At 68.5% G+C, this 20,929-nt stretch carries 14 protein-coding genes; 1 reads left to right on the forward strand and 13 read right to left on the reverse strand.

All coding sequences use genetic code 11. From position 1 onward, the window contains the following. Positions 1-50: 50 nt before the first annotated feature. The 10 genes from H7A85_RS01640 to H7A85_RS01685 form a co-directional block, all read right to left on the reverse strand. A complete protein-coding gene (locus H7A85_RS01640; protein WP_182084137.1) occupies positions 51-1,094 on the reverse strand; it encodes a glycine betaine/L-proline ABC transporter ATP-binding protein in 1,044 nt (347 codons plus the stop codon). Beyond that, on the reverse strand, positions 1,087-1,974 hold the full coding sequence (locus H7A85_RS01645) for a proline/glycine betaine ABC transporter permease (RefSeq protein ID WP_182084138.1): 888 nt from the start codon (positions 1,972-1,974) through the stop codon (positions 1,087-1,089). Before H7A85_RS01645 ends, H7A85_RS01640 begins: the two co-directional genes overlap by 8 nt. Before the next feature lie 104 nt (positions 1,975-2,078). Beyond that, a complete protein-coding gene (locus H7A85_RS01650) occupies positions 2,079-3,086 on the reverse strand; it encodes an ABC transporter substrate-binding protein (protein ID WP_182084139.1) in 1,008 nt (335 codons plus the stop codon). Between the two features lie 763 nt (positions 3,087-3,849). After that, complete coding sequence (fdhA, locus tag H7A85_RS01655) at positions 3,850-5,034, reverse strand: formaldehyde dehydrogenase, glutathione-independent (protein ID WP_182084140.1); 1,185 nt, start codon at positions 5,032-5,034, stop codon at positions 3,850-3,852. A 31-nt stretch (positions 5,035-5,065) separates the two neighbouring features. Then, positions 5,066-6,457 (reverse strand): L-serine ammonia-lyase, encoded by a 1,392-nt coding sequence (locus H7A85_RS01660; protein WP_182084141.1) that lies wholly within the window; start codon positions 6,455-6,457, stop codon positions 5,066-5,068. A gap of 108 nt (positions 6,458-6,565) precedes the next feature. Then, entirely contained in the window at positions 6,566-7,126 is a 561-nt protein-coding gene (locus H7A85_RS01665) for a sarcosine oxidase subunit gamma family protein (protein ID WP_182084142.1), read from the reverse strand. Between the two features lie 14 nt (positions 7,127-7,140). Next, positions 7,141-10,134, reverse strand: a complete 2,994-nt coding sequence (locus H7A85_RS01670; protein ID WP_182084143.1) for a sarcosine oxidase subunit alpha — start codon at positions 10,132-10,134, stop codon at positions 7,141-7,143. Then, a complete protein-coding gene (locus H7A85_RS01675) occupies positions 10,131-10,433 on the reverse strand; it encodes a sarcosine oxidase subunit delta (protein ID WP_182084144.1) in 303 nt (100 codons plus the stop codon). Before H7A85_RS01675 ends, H7A85_RS01670 begins: the two co-directional genes overlap by 4 nt. A gap of 11 nt (positions 10,434-10,444) precedes the next feature. Then, complete coding sequence (locus H7A85_RS01680) at positions 10,445-11,698, reverse strand: sarcosine oxidase subunit beta family protein (RefSeq protein WP_182084145.1); 1,254 nt, start codon at positions 11,696-11,698, stop codon at positions 10,445-10,447. Positions 11,699-11,844: 146 nt separating this feature from the next. Next, a complete protein-coding gene (locus H7A85_RS01685; protein ID WP_182084146.1) occupies positions 11,845-12,849 on the reverse strand; it encodes a GlxA family transcriptional regulator in 1,005 nt (334 codons plus the stop codon). Positions 12,850-13,142: 293 nt separating this feature from the next. Between H7A85_RS01685 and H7A85_RS01690 the strand changes: the two genes are divergently transcribed. After that, positions 13,143-15,704 (forward strand): FAD-dependent oxidoreductase, encoded by a 2,562-nt coding sequence (locus H7A85_RS01690; RefSeq protein WP_182084147.1) that lies wholly within the window; start codon positions 13,143-13,145, stop codon positions 15,702-15,704. Positions 15,705-15,792: 88 nt separating this feature from the next. On the opposite strand, the gene fhuB is transcribed toward H7A85_RS01690, so the two are convergent. From fhuB to H7A85_RS01705, 3 genes are read right to left on the reverse strand one after another with little or no spacing between them, the layout of a single operon-like run. Then, positions 15,793-17,751: a Fe(3+)-hydroxamate ABC transporter permease FhuB gene (fhuB, locus tag H7A85_RS01695; protein ID WP_182084148.1), complete on the reverse strand. Its 1,959-nt coding sequence runs from the start codon at positions 17,749-17,751 to the stop codon at positions 15,793-15,795. Next, complete coding sequence (locus H7A85_RS01700; RefSeq protein WP_210270206.1) at positions 17,748-18,674, reverse strand: ABC transporter substrate-binding protein; 927 nt, start codon at positions 18,672-18,674, stop codon at positions 17,748-17,750. Before H7A85_RS01700 ends, fhuB begins: the two co-directional genes overlap by 4 nt. A 34-nt stretch (positions 18,675-18,708) precedes the next feature. Beyond that, positions 18,709-20,829, reverse strand: coding sequence for a TonB-dependent siderophore receptor (locus H7A85_RS01705; RefSeq protein WP_182084149.1), 2,121 nt, complete (start codon positions 20,827-20,829; stop codon positions 18,709-18,711). Between the last annotated feature and the right edge of the window lie 100 nt (positions 20,830-20,929).

Consider the following 20,929-nt stretch of genomic DNA (forward strand, 5'->3'; position numbering starts at 1 on the left):
GGGCCGGCGGGCAAGCGAGGCCCCCCAGTCTCCCGCCCGCCCCGCATGCGTCAGGGCGCGACCATGGCCGAAACCAGCTGGGACAGCGTCAGCGAGCCGACCCGCCCGCCCCGCTCGTCGGTGACCACCACATGTTCCCGGCCCGATGAAAGGAGGGCGGACACGGCGTTCTCGAGAAGCGTACCCCTGGACAGTTCCAGCCCTTCGGCGCAGCCCCCGGCCGCCGGCTCGGCGTCCATCACCGTCTCGATCCGGATGACCTTGCCCCGGTTCACGTGGCGCACGAAGTTCGAGATGTATTCGTCGGCGGGCGAAAGGACGATTTCCTGGCCCGTGCCTTGTTGCACCACCTCGCCGTCGCGCAGGATCGCGATCCGGTCGCCGAGGCGCAGCGCCTCGTCGAGGTCGTGGGTGATGAAGACGATGGTTTTCCGGATCTCCTTCTGGAGGTCCAGGAGGATCGACTGCATGTCCACCCGGATCAGCGGATCGAGCGCGGAGAAGGCCTCGTCCATCAGGAGGATCGGCGCGTCGTTGACGAGCGCTCGGGCCAGCCCGACGCGCTGCCGCATGCCGCCCGAGAGTTGGTGCGGATAGTGCGCCTCGAAGCCGGCGAGGCCGACGCGCCCGAGCCAGTGCCGGGCCGCCTCCACCTGCCGCGCGCGCGGCACGCCCTGGAGCTTCAGCCCGTAGACCGCGTTGTCGAGGACGTTGCGGTGCGGCAGGAGGCCGAACTGCTGGAACACCATCGCCGTCTTGTGACGACGGAACTCGCGCAACTCGCCCGGCGACATCCGGCACACGTCGACGCCAGCCACGACGACCTCTCCCGTGCTCGGGTCGATCAGGCGGTTGATATGGCGGATCAGGGTCGACTTGCCCGAGCCCGACAGGCCCATGATGACCTGGATGCGGCCGGCGGGCATGGCGATGTTGATGTCGTTGAGGCCGAGGACGTGCCCGTGCACCTCCATGATCTCCTGCTTGCTCGCGCCACGCCGGAGAAGGGGCACGATGCGCTCGGGATGCCGGCCGAAGATCTTGGACAGGCCGCGGATCTCGATCCCGTGCTCCTCGGGCGGGCGATCAGCCATGTCCCTGCTCCTTGTGGCGTTGCAGGCGCTGCCCGAAGGCCTGGCTGATCCGGTCGAAGATGATCGCGATGCCGACGATCGCGAGGCCGTTGAAGATGCCGATGGTGAAGTACTGGTTGTTGATGGCGCGCAGCACCGGCTGGCCGAGCCCCTGGACGCCGATCATGGAGGCGATCACCACCATGGCGAGCGCCATCATGATGGTCTGGTTGATGCCGGTCATGATGGTGGGCATGGCCAGCGGTAGCTGGACGTCGAAGAGCTTCTGCCAGGACGACGAGCCGAAGGCATCGGAGGCTTCCAACACCTCCCGGTCGACGAGGCGGATGCCGAGATCGGTGAGGCGGATGATCGGGGGAATGGCGTAGATGACGACGGCGATCAGGCCGGGGACGCGGCCGATGCCGAGCAGCATGACGACGGGGATGAGGTAGACGAAGCTCGGCAGCGTCTGCATCACGTCGAGGACCGGGCTGATCACGCGCCGGACGCGGGCCGACCGGGCCATGGCGATGCCGATCGGAATGCCGAGCGCCAGCGAGATGAGGGTGCACACGAGGATCATCGAGATCGTGCGCATCGTGTCCTCCCACATGTCGAAATATCCGATCAGGAGAAGGGTGGCGACGGAGCCGATGACGATCGGCCAGCGGCGGCTGGCAGCCCACGCGAGGGCGGCGACGGCCAGCACGATCACCGGCCAGGGGGTGCTCAGCATCACCCATTCGGCCCAGACCAGAAGCAGCCGCAGCGGCTCGAACAGGGCCTGGATCGGATCGCCCCAGGCGCGCGTGAAGGCGCGGAACCTGTCGTCGATCGTGGTGCGCAGGACCCGTAGGCTGTTGTCGTCGAGGTGCGGAAAGGTCCAGAGCCAGTCCATTCAGTTTCCCCTTCCCCGATGCGGGTCGCGTGGTGCATCGGCCCGGTCGGGTGCGTCCCGCCGGCCCGGCGGGGCGGACGGGACGCACCATGAATGCCGTGGGCTCAGAGCGCCGCCTCGACCTTGGCCGCGACCTCGGGCGAGACCCAGGTGCTCCAGACGTCCTTCTTGGTTTCAAGGAAGTGCTTGGCGCCGTCGTCGCCCGTGGCCTGGTTGTCGGTCATCCAGGCGAGGAGCTCGTTGACGGTCGCGTTGGACCAGGAGCGCGTGCCGAGATACGTCATCACCGGCTCGCCCGCCCGCTCGGCGAACCGGGAGGTGGTGACCGTCAGCACCTTGTCGGCCACCCATTCGTTGCGCTTGGGGTCGGGGCAGTCGGCGACGGCGTTGCAGCGCTTCCATTCGGCGTCGTCATGGGGGGCGTCGAAGCCGAGCTTCACCATCGGGTAGCGTCCCAGAATGGCGGTCGGCGCCCAGTAGTAGCCGAGCCAGCCCTGCTTGTTCTCGTAGGCGCGCGAGATCGAGCCGTCGAGACCGGCGGCCGAGCCGGTGTCGACGAGGTCGAAGCCGGCGGCCCCGGCGTCGTAGGCCTTGAAGAGCTGCGCCGTCACCACCGTGCCGCCCCAGCCCTGCGGCCCGTTGTGCACGGCGCCCTTGGCCGGATCCTCGGGAGCGGGGAAGAGGTCGGGATGCTTCAGCGCGTCGCCGATGGTCTTGATGTCGGGATGGGCGTCGGCCACGTATTTCGGGATGAACCAGCCCTGCTGGGCGCCGTCCGACAGGGCGGGACCGGGGGCCACGAGCTTGCCTTCGCTGATCCCGCGGTTGATCACCTCCGGCACGAGGTCGACCCAGCCTTCGGGTGCGATGTCGGGCTGGCCGCGCTCGGCCATCGAGGTCAGCGTCGGCACGGTGTCGCCCGAGATGACGGAGACATTGCAGCCGTAGCCGTTCTCCAGGATGAACTTGTCGAGGCTGGCGAGGACCTCGGCGCTTTGCCAGTTCATGGCTGCGATGGTGACCTCGCTGCAGTCTCCTGCCGCATGCGCGGCGGCCGAGCCGAGCGTCAGGAGACCGAAGGCGAGGCAGGTCGAATGAACGAAGCGATTCATCTGCTGTTTCCCATGGCGCAAATGACGGGAGCATCGCGGCGGCGCCGGTTTCCGGGGCTCCCCTTGGTGGTTGGCAGGCGGAACGGTCTTCTCGAAACTCCCTGGTCGGTGTGGTCCGAACTCACGTGATCGGCGTTCGCTTGATCAGTGCGCCTCATCTCACAAGTATTTTCCAAGCCTGGCAAGTCTTGGGGGCGAACCTTCCAGGTTTCACCGAATTAGCCGATGCAAACCCCATTCCTTCCGAGATCTTCGGACTCAAGAACAAAGGTGATTCGCGCGTCGTTGCAGTGCAACTGCGCTCGTTGAAGCCGCATGCGCAACGACGGGAGAGAAGGGTAATGCCGACCGTTTCTTGTCCTCATGTGACGATGCTGAAGGAAGCTTAAAGGTGTTCCAACCTCCAAATAGGACCTATGCGACATATCCGTTGTCGTTTTGAGACAGGAGCGCTTTGGCGTTGGGCAGTGAAAAGCGGCTGCCTAAAAGAAGGGCGTGGGTGCGACACTTGTGCAAAGATGCGGCGCACACAAACGTCCCCGCTACGAACCACTAGGAACGTCGCCGACATCATGAATTTTCGACAATAGATTCGGCGCGCTCGATCCCTGAAACGCGGCAGGGCAGTTGCGAGCCCCCATGAAGGGGTCGACGATCCGTGGGAGCGCGCACCGAAGCTCGAAGGATCCGGTGCGCGGCCATGCGCGCCTTCCCCGCCCTGATCGGATCAAAGCGGGGGCGAGCGCTCCGGCGTAAGGCTGCCTCAGGCGGCGAGCGCGCCGTGGGGATCGAGCACGAACTTCACCGCCGCCCCCTGGTCGAAGGTCTCGTAGCCCTTCGCGGCGTCGTCCAGCGAGATGATGCGCGCGTTGACGATGTCGGCGATCGGCAGGCGGTCGTGCAGGATCGCCTGCATGAGCTGGCGGTTGTAGCGCAGGACCGGGGTCTGGCCGGTGTGGAACGACTGCGCCTTCGCCCAGCCGAGGCCGAAACGCAGGGACAGGCTGCCTTGGCGGGCGGCGCTGTCCACCGCGCCCGGATCTTCGGTGACGTAGAGCCCGGGAATGCCGATCGAGCCGGCCGCGCGGGTGATCTCCATCATCTGGTTGAGGACGATGGCGGGCTGCTCGCCCCCCGCATGGCCGCGCGCTTCGAAGCCGACCGCGTCGATCGCGCTGTCCACTTCGTTCGAGCCGGTGACCTCGGCGATCATCTCGCCGAGATCGTCGTGCTGGCCGAGGTCGATCGGCTGGAAGCCTACCTTAGCGGCGTGGTCGAGGCGCTCCTTGTTGAAGTCGCCGACCATCACCACGGCGGCGCCCAGAATCTGCGCGGACGCGGCGGCGGCCATGCCGACCGGCCCCGCCCCCGCCACATAGACCACCGAGCCGACCCCGACCCCCGCCTTCACCGCGCCGTGGAAGCCGGTCGGCAGGATGTCGGACAGCATGGTCAGATCGCGGATCTTGGCCATGGCGCGGTCGCGGTCGGGGAAGCGCAGGAGGTTGAAGTCGGCATAGGGCACGGTGACGTAGCGCGCCTGCCCGCCGATCCAGCCGCCCATGTCGACATAGCCGTAGGCGCCGCCCGCGCGCGACGGGTTGACGGTGAGACAGACGCCCGTGTCCTGCGCCTTGCAGCAGCGGCAGCGCCCGCAGGCCACGTTGAAGGGAACCGACACGATGTCGCCGATCTCCAGCATCTCGACGTCGACGCCCTTCTCGATCACCTCGCCGGTGATCTCGTGGCCGAGGACGAGGCCGGGCTCGGCCGTGGTGCGCCCGCGCACCATGTGCTGGTCCGAGCCGCAGATATTGGTCGAGATGACCTTCAGGATGACGCCGTGCTCGATACGCCGGCCATCCGGGGCCGCGAGCTTGGCATCGTCGATATCGCGCACCTCGACCTTGCCGGGCCCGACATAGACCACGCCTCGATTGCTGCTCATGGTTTCCTCCCTTTTTGCCCTCGGCCGACGATCAGCACTCGGGCAGGTTCACCGCCAGCCCTCCCAGGCTGGTTTCCTTGAACTTCGTGTTCATGTCCTCGCCGGTCTGCCGCATCGCCTCGATGCAGTTGTCGAGCGGCATGAAATGGGACCCGTCGCCCCTGAGCGCGAGCGAGGCGGCGGCGACCGCCTTGATGGCGCCGATGCCGTTGCGCTCGATGCAGGGCACCTGGACGAGGCCGGCGACCGGGTCGCAGGTCATGCCGAGATGATGCTCGAGCGCGATCTCGGCCGCGTTCTCCACCTGCTCGGGCGTGCCGCCCAGAACGGCGCAAAGGCCGGCCGCCGCCATGGCCGCCGCCGAGCCGACCTCGCCCTGGCAGCCAGCTTCCGCGCCCGAGATCGAGGCGTTGTGTTTGATTAGGCCGCCGATCGCGGCGGCCGTCAGAAGGAAGTCGGAGACCTTCGCCCGGTCCGCACCGTGGCAATGGTCGAGATAGTAGCGCAGGACCGCCGGCACGACGCCGGCCGCTCCGTTGGTGGGCGAGGTGACGACGCGCCCGCCGGCCGCATTCTCCTCGTTCACGGCCATCGCGTAGACCCCGAGCCAGTCGGAGGTGGCATGGGGCTGCGCGATGTTGCTTTGCCGCTCGGCCAGAAGCTGCTGGTGGATCCGCCGCGCCCGGCGCCGCACCTTGAGGCCCCCCGGCAACTCGCCCTCCATCGCGAGCCCGCGCTCGATGCAGGCGTCCATCACGGCCCAGATGTGGTCGACCTCCGCCGCCACCTCGTCGCGTGAGCGGAGCCTTGTCTCGTTTTCGCGCTTCATGTCGGCGATCGACAGGCCGCTGACGCCGGCCATGCGCAGCATGTCGGCGGCGTTGCGGAAGGGAAAGGGCCAGGGCTGCTCAGGTCCGGCTGCGACGGACGCGCCCGCCGGCCGTTCGCGCTCGGCCGCCGTGACCACGAAGCCGCCGCCGATCGAATAGAAGGTTTCGGTGAGAAGCAGCTCGCCCCCCGCATCGAAGGCGGAGAAGACGAGGCCGTTGGCATGGCCAGGCAGCGGCGGCCCATAGTCGAAGACGATGTCCTCGGCCGGGTCGAAGTCGATCGGCGACAGGTCCGGCAGCCTCAAGGTGCGGGCGTGCGCGAGATCCGCGAGCTGGCGCTCCGCCGCCTCGATGTCGAGCGATGCGGGAAGCCAGCCGAGAAGACCGAGCGCCACGGCGCGGTCGGTGGCGTGGCCCTTGCCGGTGAAGGCGAGCGAGCCGTGCAGGCTGGTGCGGATGCGCGCCGCCCGATCGCGGTCCGGAAACTGCCTCAGACGTTCGAGAAACCGTGCCGCAGCCGTCATCGGCCCCATCGTGTGCGACGAGGACGGGCCGATGCCGATCTTGAAGACGTCGAAAACGCTGAGAAACACGGGATGTCGATCTCGCCTTTGGACAACGGGACTGCGGAGGGGAATGGCTCCTTTCGGGTCGGCGACAGGCGATGGCAGGCGTTCGGCGGGCCGCTCGTTCGGACGGCGTCAGAGGCCCAGTTCGAACTCGCGGCAGATGCCCGCCAGAAGATGCCAGACGTGGTCGGCGAAGGAGGGCCAGACCTCGATCCGGAACCGGTCCTCCGCTTCGCGGATGAGGATGATCTGGACCCGATCGATGAGCGTACGGCGCGCGCCCCCGACGGGCATCTCGCCCACCGGGAAGGCGATCGCCGACTGGAGGGCGGCGGCCGCTTCAGCGCCCTCGACGAGGATGCCGACCTCGCGGTGGCTGATATCGACGAGGCTGTGGATCGTCGTTTCGTAGAGCGCGGCAAAGCCCGCCTCGATCCGGTCCCGCTCCGAGCCTGGGGCGATCAGGAACCATTCGTCCGGGCCGATGCAGGCGGCCAGGCGCTCGGGCGAGCCGGCGAAATCGCCGATGCGCGCGGGCAGCTCGGCGCCCCAGACGGCGGCGACGGCGGCAAGGCTCGCCGGATCGACGCGCAGGTTGAAGCGGGCGCAGTCGTCGATCGGGCGGATGGCGACGGGCGCGCCTGCGGCGGAGGCCAGCTTGCGGCCGACGGGGGGATGATGGTTCTGATACATCTCGGCTCGGCTCCTCAGGCGCTCAGGCGCTTGTTTTCGGTGTCGAAGAACACGGTCCCCGTCACGGTGGCGCGCAGCGTCTCGTTCGGCATCGGGATATGCACGGTCTCGCCCATGCGGCCCCGGCCCCCTTCCACCACGGCGAGCGCGATCGAACGGTTCAGCGCGACGCTCCAGTAGGAGGAGGTGACGTGGCCGACCATCTTCATCGGCACCGGCTGGGCGGGATCGAGGACGATCTGAGCGCCTTCTTCCAGGATCGTCTTCGGATCCTCGGTGAGGAGGCCGACGAGCTGCTTGCGGTCGGTCTTCAGCATGTCCGGGCGGCCGAGCGAGCGCTTGCCGACGAAATCGGGCTTCGCCTTGCCGATCGCCCAGCCGAGGCCCGCGTCGTCCGGCGTCAGCGTGCCGTCCGTGTCCTGGCCGACGATGATGTAGCCCTTCTCGGCGCGCAGGACGTGCATCGTCTCCGTGCCATAGGGCGTAATGCCGTAGGTGCGGCCGGCTTCCATCAGCTTCTCCCAGATGGCGCGGCCATGGCGGGCGGGCACGTTGACCTCGTAGCCGCGCTCGCCGGTGAAGCTCATGCGGAAAAGGCGCGTCGGCACGCCGCAGATCCGGCCTTCCGCGATCGACATGTGCGGGAAGGCCTCTTCCGACAGGTCGATGCCCTCGACCAGCGGCGCCAAGAGATTGCGGGCGTTCGGCCCATTGAGCGCGATCACCGCCCATTGCTCGGTGGTGGAGGTCAGCCAGACGCGGAGCTCGGGGAACTCGGTCTGGAGATAGTCCTCCATCATGCCGAGAACGCGCGCGGCGCCGCCCGTCGTGGTGGTGACGTGGAAGCGGTCCTTCGACAAGCGTCCGATGACGCCGTCGTCGCGGATGAACCCGTCCTCGCCGAGGAGCACGCCGTAGCGCGTGCGGCCGGGCTCGAGCTTGGTCCAGGGGTTGGTGTACATGCGGTTCAGGAACTCGGCGGCGTCCGGCCCGACGATCTCGATCTTGCCGAGCGTCGAGGCGTCGAAGATGCCGAGCGAATCGCGCACCGCCTTGCATTCGCGCGCGACGGCCGCATGCATGTCCTCGCCGGCCTTGGGCAAGTACCAGGCGCGGCGCCATAGGGCGACGGGCTCGAACACGGCGCCCTGTTCCTCGGCCCAGCCGTCGATCGCGGTCTTGCGCGTCACATCGAAGAGGCGGCCCCGGCTGTAGCCGGCGAACGCGCCGAAGGTCGTCGGCGTGTAGGGCGGGCGGAACGTCGTCAGGCCGACCTGCGGGGCCGGGCGGCCGACCGCGTCGGCGGCGATGGCGAGGCCGTTGATGTTGGAAATCTTGCCCTGGTCGGTCGCCATGCCGTTGGTGGTGTAGCGCTTGATGTGCTCGATCGAGCGGAAGCCCTCGCGTACCGCGAGCCGGATGTCCTTGGCCGTGACGTCGTTCTGGAAATCGACGAAGGCCTTGGCCTTGGACGGGTTGGCGTCGGTCGGCAGGTCGCGGCTGGCAAGACCGGTGAGCCGGCGCTCGCCCTCGACGCCGTAGGTCGAGACGCGCGCTTCGAAGCCGGCCACTGTCGCCGCTTCCGCGCCCGCCTCGGCGCCCTCCGCCAAGGCGCGGGCGAGACCGAACGAACCGTTGCCGGCGCCCGCGCAGCGGCACTCCTCTCGGTACTCGGCGGGCACGAAGGTCTGCTCCTCGTCGCGCCAGGCAAGCTTGCCCTGCGTGTGGGAGAAGAGGTGGAGGCTCGGCGTCCAGCCGCCGCTCATCAGAACGGTGTCGCAGGCGATCGTGCGGGCCTGAGAGCTTTGCCCGCCGATCGGAAGGACACGGATCGAAGCGACGCGCAAGCGCCCCTTGGTGCCGGTCGCGGTCCAGCCGGGCAGCACCTCGATGCCGAGCGCGGCGGCCTCCGCCGTCAGCTCGGCCGACACTTCCGGTCGCACGTCGACGATCGCGGCGATCGCGACGCCGGCGCGGGCGAGGTCGAAGGCGGAGACCCAGGCGCTGTCGTGGCTGGTGACGACGACCGCCCGGTTGCCGACCTTGACGCCGTAGCGGTTGAGATAGGTGCGCGCGGCACCCGCCAGCATGACGCCGGGACGGTCGTTGCCCGCGAACACGAGCGGGCGCTCGATCGAGCCCTGCGCGAGGACCACCCGCTTGGCGCGCACCTTCCACATGCGCTCGCGCGGGGCACCGTCCGGCGCGGCGGCGAGGTGGTCGGTGAGGCGCTGGCAAAGGCCGACGAAGTTCTGGTGGTAGTAGCCGATCGCCGTGGTGCGCGGCAGGAGCGTGACGTTGGGAAGGGCGGCGAGCTCGTCGAGCGCGGCCTTCAGCCAGTCCCAGCCGCTCGTGCCCTCGATCGTGGCGTCGGTTTCGGACAGGAGCGAGCCGCCGAACTCGGCCCCCTCGTCGGCGAGCACCACCTTGGCGCCCGCACGCCCGGCTTCCAGCGCGGCGGCAAGGCCCGCCGGCCCCGAGCCCACCACGAGGACGTCGCAATGGGCGAAGCGGCTGGAGTAAAGGTCGGGATCGGGAACGGTCGGCGAATGCCCAAGGCCTGCCGCGCCGCGGATGATCGGCTCGTAGACCTTGTTCCAGAAGCTCTTCGGCCACATGAAGGTCTTGTAGTAGAAGCCGGCCGAGAACAGCATGGAGAGCGCGTCGTTCACCGCGCCGACGTCCCGCTGGAGCGAGGGCCAGTGGTTCTGGCTGCGCGTGCGCAGGCCGTCGCGGATCTCGACCACCGTGGCGCGGCTGTTGGGCTCGACGCGAGCCGTGCCGTGGTCGATCCCCAGAAGCGCGTTCGGCTCCTCCGAGCCCGCCGACAGGATGCCGCGCGGCCGATGGTACTTGAACGAGCGGCCGACGAGGTGGACGCCGCTCGCGAGCAGCGCGGAGGCGACCGTGTCGCCGGCGAAGCCCGAATAGGTGGCGCCGTTGAACTCGAAGCGGACGGGCCGGGCGCGGTCGACGCGGCCCCGGCCGGGAATGCGAAACTCGCTCATGCGTCCGTGCTCTTGCTGGAGGCGGCGTCCGGGCTCGGCTGGCCGGCCTTGTAGGTGGTCTCGAACTTGTCGGTCACGGTATCGCGGATGGCGTTGAAGAAGCGTCCGCAGCCGTGGATGTGGCGCCAGCGCTCGTGATGGCGCCCGCGCGGGTTGTCGCGGATGTAGAGGTAGTCGCGCCATTCCTCGTCCGACATGCGGGAAGGGTTCTCGGGCCGTGCGACATGGGCCTGTCCGCCATAGGCGAACTCGACCTCGGGGCGCGCCTCGTCGCAATAGGGGCACTGGATGAGCAGCATGAGCCGATCCTTTAGTGCGCGACGGCGGCGGCCGCCGCCTCGTCGATGAGCCGGCCGGTGCGGAACCGCTCCAGCGTGAAGGGGGCGTTGATCGGGTGGGGCGCGTCGTGGGCGATCGTGTGGGCGAAGACGTTGGCCGAGCCCGGCGTCGCCTTGAAGCCCCCGGTTCCCCAGCCGCAGTTGACGTAGAGGCCCGGCACCGGCGTCCGGCCGATGATCGGCGAGCGGTCGGGCGTGACGTCGACGATGCCGCCCCATTTGCGCAGCATGCGCATGCGGGTGAAGATCGGGAAGATCTCGCAGATCGCCGCCACCGTGTGCTCGATCAGCGGCAGGCCGCCGCGCTGCGAATAGGACACGTATTGGTCGGTGCCCGAGCCGATCACGAGCTCGCCCTTGTCGGACTGCGAGATGTAGGCATGCACCGTGTTCGACATGACGACGCAGGGGAAGATCGGCTTCACCGGCTCCGACACGAGCGCCTGGAGCGGGTAGCTTTCGAGCGGCAGACGCACGCCCGCCGAATCCATCACGACGGAGGTGTTGCCGGCCGCCGAAACGCCGACCTTCTTCGCCTTGATGAAGCCGCGCGCCGTTTCCACGCCCGACACGGCGCCCGACGCGTCGCGCCGGATCGCCGTCACCGGGCAGTTCTGGATGATGTCGACGCCGCGCGCGGCCGCGCCCCGCGCATAGCCCCAGGCCACCGCGTCGTGGCGCGCCACGCCCCCGCGCCGCTGGAGGGCGGCGCCCATCACCGGGTACCGGGCGGTGGGCGAGATGTCGAGCGGGTCGCAGAACGCCTTGGCTTGGCTCGGCGTCAGCCACTCGTTGTCGATGCCGTTCAGCCGGTTGGAATGGACGTGGCGCTTGAAGCTCTGGACGTCATGGACATTGTGCGCCAGCATCATCACGCCGCGCTGCGAGAACATGACGTTGTAGTTCAGCTCCTGGGACAGGCCTTCCCAGAGCTTCATGGCGTGCTCGTAGAGCATCGCGCTTTCGTCGTAGAGATAGTTCGAGCGGATGATCGTGGTGTTGCGGCCGGTGTTGCCGCCGCCGAGCCACCCCTTGTCGATCACCGCCACGTTGGTGAGGCCGTGCTCCTTGGCGAGGTAGTAGGCCGCGCCCAGGCCATGCCCGCCGGCGCCGACGATGATCGCATCGTACTCGGCCTTGGGCTCGGCATCGGGCCATTGCGGCTCCCAGTCCTTGTGGCCCCTCAGGGCGTTCGCCACGAGCGAGGGAAAGGAAAAACGGGTCATCGCGAACCTCAAGCGGCCATGTCCTGGATATCATTGCGACAATGCGGAATCGGGGACAGGAGATTTGCGTCAACGAATCGCATTTTAACGCCGAAGCTCGGCGCTCCTTCGCGGCGCGGCATGTGCCTCGTTCGTCGGCTTTCGCGTCAGGCCGCCTGCCGATCGTCGCCGGCCGTCCGGCGCCGGATTTCCTGGGGCGTCGAGCCGAAGCGCTGGCGGAACATCCGGCTGAGATGGGAAGAATCGCAGAAGCCGCATTCCACCGCCACGGCCGAAACGAGCTTGTCGGTGGTCTCGATCAGGTGGCGCGCGAAGGTCAGGCGGATCTGGAGAAAGGCGGCCTGGGGCGAGTCGCCGAGCGCGGAGCGGAAATGGCGTTCGAGCTGTCGCTTGCTGTGACCCATGCGCCGGGCGAGCTCGGCGACCGATAGGGGCGTGTCGATGTTCTGCTGCATCAGAAGCAGCGCGCGCATCACCATCGGATCTCGGGTCGAGATGTCCATCGACACGCCCGGCTGCGGCTTCTCGGGCCGCATGGCGTCGTCGATGATCATGATGTGGAGGCTCTTGCTGGCTTGCGCGCGCCCGACATGGCGCTCCACCAGATAGGCGGCCAGATGCGCCGAGCTCGCCCCGCCCGAACAGGTCAGCCGGTCGCCGTCGTCGATGAAGATCTGGTCGGACACGGGGTGCAGCCCGTCGAACTGTTCCAGGAAGTCGGCGTGATGGAACCAGGACACGCAGCAGCGATAGCCCTGCATCAGCCCGGCCTTGTGAAGAAGAAAACCTCCGGTGCAAAGGCCGATCAGCGGGATGCCGGCCGCCGCCGCCCGCTTCAGATAGGCGGCATAGGGCGCGCCGAGCCCCGTCAGGTCGTCCATCACCCCGCCCACCACGACGATGTAGTCGAACCGCGTGGGATCGCCGAGCCGCTCGTTCGGCTGCACCGACACCGCGCTGCTCGAGGGGATCGCGCACATCGTGTCGGACAGGACGCTCCAGTTGCACAGGATGGGGCGCGAGCGGTCGCCCTCGTCGGCCGCCAGGCGCAGGACGTCGACGAAGTTGGCGAAGGCGCAAAGCGTGAAACGCTTGGCGAGGATGAAGCCGACCGACAGGCGCAGGCCGCTCCTTCGCGGCCTTGAGGGCATCGACGATAGCGTGCCTGTTCGGCCCTCGCTCACCCTGGCGTCCATCGCATGTCCTCGCGCTGCGATCAGCATCTGTCGTTGTCGTATCGCTAATGCCGGTTTGACGCAAATGTTCTGTCCCGAGGGACCCGGCGTCGCAATGCTTTCCTTCGTGACCGAGGAACGGCCCAAGCCCCATCCATCCTCGGCGACCAGGGTCATACGGATCGCGCTCGAAATTTTGGTAAGGACGTCGAGTTGCCTCTGCGCCGCGTGCGCGCGATTTCGACCCGACCCCGTTGGAGAACATGGACATGGCCGCATTTCCGGAAAAAGCGAAGGTCGTCATCATCGGTCTGGGCGGGATCGTGGGCGCTTCGATAGCCCATCACCTCGCCGAACGCGGCTGGGACGACATCGTGGGCATCGACAAGTCGGGCATCCCGACCGACATCGGCTCGACGGCCCACGCCTCCGATTTCTGCTACACGACCAGCCATGACTTCCTGTCGTGCTGGACCACGCTCTACTCGATCGACTTCTTCGACAAGATGGGCCACTACGCGCGCGTCGGCGGGCTCGAGGTCGCGCGCGTCGGCGACGACGAGCGCATGGACGAGATCCGGCGCAAGGTCGCTTCGGGCAAGGCCTTCGGCACGCGCGCGCGCCTGATCGAGCCGGCCGAGATCAAGGATAAGATGCCGCTCGTCGACGAGACGCAGGTCCAGGGCGGCCTGTGGGACCCGGACGCCGGCCTCGTCATCCCGCGCTCGCAGACGGTGGCGGGCAAGCTCGTCGATCAGGCGGTGAACGCCGGCAAGCTCCAGGCCTTCGCCAACACCTCGGCGAAGTCGCTGGTGATCGAGGACGGGCGCATCCGCGGCGTCGTCACCGACCGCGGCACGATCCGGGCCGACCACGTCGTGGTCTGCGCCGGCCTCTGGGGCCGCCTGATCGCCGAGATGGCCGGCGAGGACCTGCCGGTGATGCCGGTGGACCACCCGCTGACCTTCTTCGGCCCCTACAACGAGTTCGCCGGAACCGGCAAGGAGATCGGCTACCCGCTCCTGCGCGACCAAGGCAATTCGGCCTACCTGCGCGACACGGGCGACCCGAAGACCGCCGAGGGCGGCCAGATCGAGTGGGGCTACTACGAGGAGCACGACGTGCGCCTCGTCCACCCACGCGAGCTTCTGGAAAAGCACGAGGCGCGCCTGTCGCCCTCGCAGCGCGACCTCGACATGGAGCAGGTGATCGCGCCGATGGAGCGCGCCATCGAGCTGACCCCGATCCTGGGCGAGCTCGGCTACAACGAGGGCCATTCCTTCAACGGCCTTCTCCAGACCACCACGGACGGCGGCCCGTCCATGGGCGAAAGCCAGAAGGTGCGCGGCCTGTGGTACTGCGTCGGCATCTGGGTCAAGGACGGCCCGGGCATGGGCAAGCTGATCGCCGACTGGATGACGGACGGGCGCACCGCGATCGACCACAACCGGATCGACTTCGCCCGCTTCAGCGCCTTCCAGCTCGACGAAAAGTTCATCGAGGAGCGCTGCACCGAAACGGCGCGCAAGATCTACAACCCGCCGGTGCATCCGCGCGAGCCTTTCGCGGGCGGGCGCGGCATCCGCCGCTCGCCCTTCCACGAGCGCGAACGGGAGCTCGGCGGCTACTTCATGGAACTCGGCGGCTGGGAGCGCGCCCACGGCTACGCCGCCAACGAACACCTTCTCGAGAAGTACGGCAACCGGATTCCGGTGCGCGAGAACGAATGGGACAACCGCCACTTCTGGCGCGTGTCCAACGCCGAGCACCTCGAAATGAGCGAAAGCTGCGGCATCATCAACCTGTCGCACTTCTCCATCACCGACATCGAGGGGCCCGACCATGTCGAGCTGATGGAATGGCTGTGCGCCGCCAAGATCGGGGGCGACGCCAATATCGGCAAGGGCATCTACACCCACTTCCTCGACGACGAGGGCATGGTGCGCGCCGACTTCACCGTGATCCGCATGGCCGACCGGATCCGCATGATCAACGGCGCGGACGCGGGCCCCCGCGACTACCACTACATGCGCCGCACGGCCGAGGATCGCGGCCTCGACGTCACGATCACCGACGTCAGCGAGCGCTACATCACCATCGGCATTTGGGGCCCGACCGCGCGCGAGAATCTCGGCAAGCTCCTGGACGACCCCTCCGTGCTCGCGCCCGAAAACTTCCCCTTCGCCGCGATCAAGCCGATCACCATCGCGGGCAAGTCAGTCGCCGCCTTCCGCATCTCCTATGTCGGCGAGCAGGGCTGGGAGCTTCATATGGCCTACGAGGACGGGCTTGCGGTGTGGGACGCTTTGCGCTCCACCGGCGTCATCGCGGTGGGCGTCGAGACCTATGCCAACACGCGGCGCATGGAAAAGAGCCTGCGCCTCCAGAACGCCGACCTTCTGACCGAATACAACCTTCTGGAAGCGGACCTTGCCCGACCCAAGGTCAAGGAAGCCGACTTCCGGGGCAAGGCCCGCCACGTCGAGTATCGAGAGCGCGCCAACCAGCCCGCCATGCTCTGCACGCTGGTGATCACCGACAATGCCGACTCGAAGGGCGTTCAGCGCTATCCCGTCGGCATCATGCCGGTGCTCGACCCGGAAACCGGCGAAACGCTGGTGGACGAGCTCGGTCGGCGTTCCTACACGACCTCGGTCGCCTACGGCCCGACGGTCGGCCGCAACATCGCGCTCGCCTACCTTCCCTGGAGCCACTGCCAGGTCGGTCGCAAGGTCGACATGGAGTATTTCGGCGACACGTTCCCGGCCGAGGTCGCGAGCGTCGGCTACAAGCCGCTCTACGACCCGGAGAACGCCAAGCCCCGCTCCTGACGCAGGAGCCGGTTTCAGGCGAGCCGAGCTTCTAAAATGGCCGGCCGGAGAGCGATCCCCGGCCGGCCTTTTCCGTCTTGCCGGGGGCCTATCGCAGCCCGCGATTGAGCAGCCACACGAGATACGGAGCGCCGACCAGCGAGGCGAGAAGGCCGACCGGCAGTTGGTAGGGAAAGGCGAGGCTTCGCGCCATCCAGTCCGCGAAGACCATGAGAAGGGTGCCGATCGCCACCGATGCGGCGAACTGGAGCGGGGGCCGGGCGAAGCCCGCGAGCCGCGCCATATGGGGCGCCATCAGCCCGACGAACGACAGCGGCCCGACCGAGAGCGTCGCCGCCGCCGAAAGGACGGCGGCCAGAAACACCAGCCATCCGCCGGCCCGGCGGGGCGAAAGCCCGATCGCTCGCCCGACGCCGGGCCCGAGCGGCAGGATCTGGAACCACCGCGCGAGAAAGGGCATCGGCGCCAGAAGCGCGAGGGCGAGGAGCGCGGTCGCGCCCGCCTCCATCGGGCTGGCGAGAGCGGTGGAGCCGCTCAGCCAATTGAGGAGCCGGTTGCCCTCCGGGCCGCCCCGCGCGATCCCGGCGGTCACCAGCGCGCCGGCGAGCGAGCCGACCGCGATGCCGCCGAGCAGCAGGCGCTCCGGCCCGAAGCCGCCGCGCGCGCCGAGCCCGAGAACCACGAGCAGCGCGGCGCCAGAACCCAGCACGGCGCCGGCGAACTCCCATCCGGGCCCGGCCTGGGGCGCGAGAAGCAGAACGGCGGCCAGCCCGAGCCCCGAGCCTGAGCTGACGCCGAGCGCCTCCGGGCTCGCCATCGGATTACCCGTGACGCGCTGGAGCGTGAAGCCGGCCGCCGCAAGCATGGCGCCCGCCGCACCCGCGACGGCGATGCGCGGCCAGCGCCAAGGCGCGACGGCCTCCAGCGTCGGCCCCCAAGCCCAGTTCCAGCCATCGGGGCCGGGACCCCAAAGAAGCGCGAGCGCTCCGACGAGCGTGGCGAGAAGTGCGATCACGAGCAGTATCGCGCCGGGGCGCGCCAAGCGGGCGATGGGAGCCGCGGCCGTGTCCGCCAGCCGAATGGCCGAGCGGAGCCGGGGCAGGAGCCAGATCAGGAGCGGGCCGCCGAGAAGCGCCGTCGCCGCGCCCGTGGGAAGGATCTCGCTGTCCCCGAGGCTCGCCGCCTGCACAAGGCCGTCGGTGATCGCGAGAAGGATCGCGCCGAGAACGGGCGAGGCGAGAAGCACGGCGCGCAAGGTCCGGAAGCCGGCAAGGCGTGCGAGGTTGGGCGCGGCCAGCCCGACGAAGCCGATGACGCCGACGAAGGCGATCACCCCCGTCGCCAGGGCGACGGCGAGGCCGAGGACCAGAAGCCGCATGCCGGACACGCCGAGGCCGAGCGCGCGCGCATTGGAATCGTCGAAGCCGAGGAGCACGAGCGGGCGCAGGAGAAGCACTGTTGCCCCGGCCACGACCCCCAAGCGCACGAGAAGCGTCGCGGAGACGCCCCAGCCGGTCTGCTCCAGCGATCCGCCGCCCCAGATGAACAGCGACATCATGTATTCGCCGTTGGCGAGGATCACCGCGGCGCTGAGCGAGGCGGCCACCAGCGAGATCAGCATGCCGCACAGGACCACCGTCACCGGGTCGAAACCGCGCCGCCAGGAGACAGCGAGGATCAGGCCGAGCGCGCCCATGCCACCGGCGAAGGCCAGCGGCTCGCGCGCCGTTTCCATCCATGCGGGAGCGTAGGCGGTGGCGAGCGTCATCGCGAGCTGCGCCCCGCTGGCGATGCCGAGCGTCGAGGGATCGGCGATCGGATTGCGCAAGACGCGCTGGAGAAGCGCGCCGGAAAGGCCGAGCGAGGCACCCGCCAGAAGCGCCACCGCCCCGCGCGGCAGGACGCTGTCGACGAGGACGATCCGGCCGAGCGCGTCGCCGGCCTCCGGCCAGGCGAGCACGACCTGAACGGCAAGCAGGAGAAACGCGGCGAGCGCCGCCAGCCCGAGAGCCGGGACGGCGCGCGGGAAGAGGCGGGGCGCGGTCACGCGAGCTCCCGCAGCGCTTGGCCCAGAAGGCGCGCGAAGCGGCGCGCCGCCGGCAGGCCGCCGAACGGATTGACGGGATCGATGGTGACGACGCGGCCCGCCTTCACCGCTGGCATCGCCTGCCAAAGGGCGCTGTCCGGCAGGGCGCGCCGGGCGTCCGGCGGAACGGGGGAAACGATCACGACGATCGCGTCGGGAAAACGAGCCAGCGCCTCGACGCCGACCGGGGCCGTCGCGCTGTAGCGGGTGAGGGGACCCCAGGCGTTGGCAAAGCCTAAGCGCTCGCCGATCTCGCCGAACATGGAATCGGCGCCGAAGGCGCGAAAGTGCCGACTGTCGCCGATGTTGATGACGAGGAGCGGGCGCCCGGCGTGGCGCCGAGCCGCGTCGGCATGGGCCGCGAGCTCGGCCTGCAGCGCTTCGATATAGGCCTCGGCCCGATCCGCGAGCCCGAGGTCGTCCGCCATGGCGCGCATGGCGCCTTGCGCCTTGGCGAAGGGCTTTTCGCCCCGCCGGTAGATGCTGAGTTCGCGCACCGGCGCGATCCGGCGCATCTGCTCGTTGGCCCAGGCGCTGTAGTTCGAGCCGTAGATCCGGTCCGGCGCGACGAGCGACAGGAGCTCGAAGTTGAGCGAGCCGCGCAGGCCGAGATCGACGACCGCGTCGGTAACGGGCGGCTCCACCGCGTATCGCCGGAACAGGACGAGCTCCACCGCCGCCGCCGGCGCATGGCCGAGCGCGAGGCAGGTTTCCAGAAGCGCCCAGTCGGCGATCGCGATCCGGGCGGGAGCCGGGGCGGCCAGCGCCGGCCGGAGCGCCGGCAGCCCGGCGAAAAGCGCGCCCGCGCTGAGGAAGGCGCGCCGCGACAGGCCGCGCGCGCTTGCGCGGCCTTCACCCCGGCGCTCTTCCTCCCGGTCTCTCACGGCGCGCGCCGTGCGATCGGCGTCGCGGGTCGGCTCACCACTTGTAGGTCAGGCTGCCCACCACCGTGCGGCCTTCGCCGTAGAAGCAGCCGAAGTTGCAGCTGGCGGCATATTCCTTGTCGGCGATGTTGTTGACGTTGAGCGCCGCCTCGAAATCCTCCCGCTCGTAGCGGATCGCCGCGTCGAGCAGCACGACGCTCGGCAGCTCGATCGTGTTGGCGTCGTTGCCGAAGCGCGAGCCGACATAGCGCACGCCCCCGCCGAGCGAGATGCCGTCGAGCCAGGTCATCTGCGAGGCGAAGAGGGCGCTCGGCAGCCGGTAGTTCACCCAGAGCGAGGCGGCGTGGTTCGGAACGTCCCGGAACTCCTTGCCGAGAAGGGTGGCGACCTCGCTCTGCGTCACCTCCGTGTCGGTGTAGGTGTAGGCTGCGAGGAGATCCAGCCCGTCGGTCAGCGTCGCGCTGCCGTCCAGTTCGAAGCCGCGCGAGCGCACCTCGCCGATCTGCGTCAGCGTCCGCGTGGCGTTGTTGCGGTTGACGACGTTGGTCTTGGTGATCTCGAAGACGCTGGCGGTGACGAGGGTGTTCCAGCCGGGCGGCTGGAACTTGACGCCGGCCTCGATGGATTCGCCCTCGGTCGGCTTCAGGAGCTGCTGCGCGTCGTTGGCGCCGGCCGTCGGGTTGAACGAGGTCGAGTAGCTGACGAAGGGCGCGAGCCCGTTGTCGAACAGGTAGACCGCGCCGGCGCGCCCGGTCAGCGCGTCGTAGCGGGTGCTCGCGCCGGTGACCTCGTTGGTGTTCTCGGCCCAGTCCTGGCGAAGGCCGAACGTGCCCGTCAGCCCGCCCCAGCGGATCTGGTCCTGGGCGTAGAGGCCGGCCTGCTCCAGCGTGGTCTCGGTCCGCGAGGGCGCGCCGGGGACGTAGCGATACTGGCCGTAGACGGGGTTGAAGACGTCGATCCGCGTCGTGCCGCCGGTGAAGTTCGACGTCCGGTCCTGCGAATTGTGGCGGTAGTCGAAGCCGATCAGCGTGGTGTGGTCGAGGACGCCGGTGTCGAACTTCGTTTCCAGCTGGTTGTCGACGCCCAGGCCCCGGTAGGATTCCGACTGGACGCTGAAGCCCCGGTTCACCGTCCGCCCGTCGGCGGCAAGGCTGGAGAAGTAGAGATTGTTGTAGTCGGAATCGTAGCCGACATATTGCAGGTTCTGCCGGACCTCGAAGGTCTCGTCGAAGCGGTGGCGGAACTCGTAGCCGATCGTGCCGAGCGTACCTTCAGCGTTGTTGAAGTCCGGCTCGCCGATGTAGCGCGAGGGCGGAATGTGGCCGTTGGGGTTGAAGTCCAGCGTGCCCGATTGCGGCAGACCGAGCGGCGAGGTGCCCGTGTCGTGCTGCAGGCTGGACAGGATGGTGAGCGACGTATCGGCGTCCGGCGCGATGGTCAGCGTCGGCGCGACGTAGAACCGGTCGTCGGTGACGAAGTCCATCTGGTCGTCGGCAAGGCGCCCGAGCGAGGTCAGCCGCCAGGACAGGAGGCCGTCCTGCGACACGCCACCGATGTCGGTGCGCGCGACATAGCGGTTGTCGGATCCGAACTGGACGCCGGCCTCGCCGAAATTGGTGAAGGTCGGGCGCTTCTGCACGAGGTTGACGATGCCGCCCGGCTCGTCCTGCCCGTAGAGCACCGACGCCGGGCCCTTGATCACCTCGATCCGCTCCACGCCATAGGGCTCGAAGGCGATCGCGCCGAAGTCGCGCGAGAAGCGGAAGTTGTTGAGATAGATCGAGTAGGGCGAGGCGAAGCCGCGGATGATCGGCGCGAAGAAGCGCGGATCGGAGGACGGCTGGAGCACGCCGGCCGTATAGCGGATGGCTTCGCCGAGGTCCTGCACGGCGCGGTCTTCGAGCTGGTCGGTGGTGATCACCGAGATCGACTGCGGAATCTCCACGATGGGCGTCGCCGTCTTGGAGCCCGTGGTGGTCGTGGTGGCAACGTAGCCCTCCACCGGGCCGGTCGCCGATTCACCCTCGCCCGTTCCCCCTCCAGCGCCTTCCACGACCACCGTGTCGAGAACGACGTCCTGCGCATGGGCAGCGGATGCGAGCGCGGTGCACGACAGGAGAACGGTCCGGGTCAGGCGGCGAGCGGATGACGACATGGGAATCTCCTGCAACGATCGAGCCCCTGCATATCGATCGAAACAGGATAAGACAGGTCAACTTTACGAACTTCGAGCCGAAACGCGGCGGCTGTCGCGT

This window comes from Aureimonas sp. ME7 (assembly GCF_903970965.1).
GTDB lineage: Bacteria > Pseudomonadota > Alphaproteobacteria > Rhizobiales > Rhizobiaceae > Aureimonas.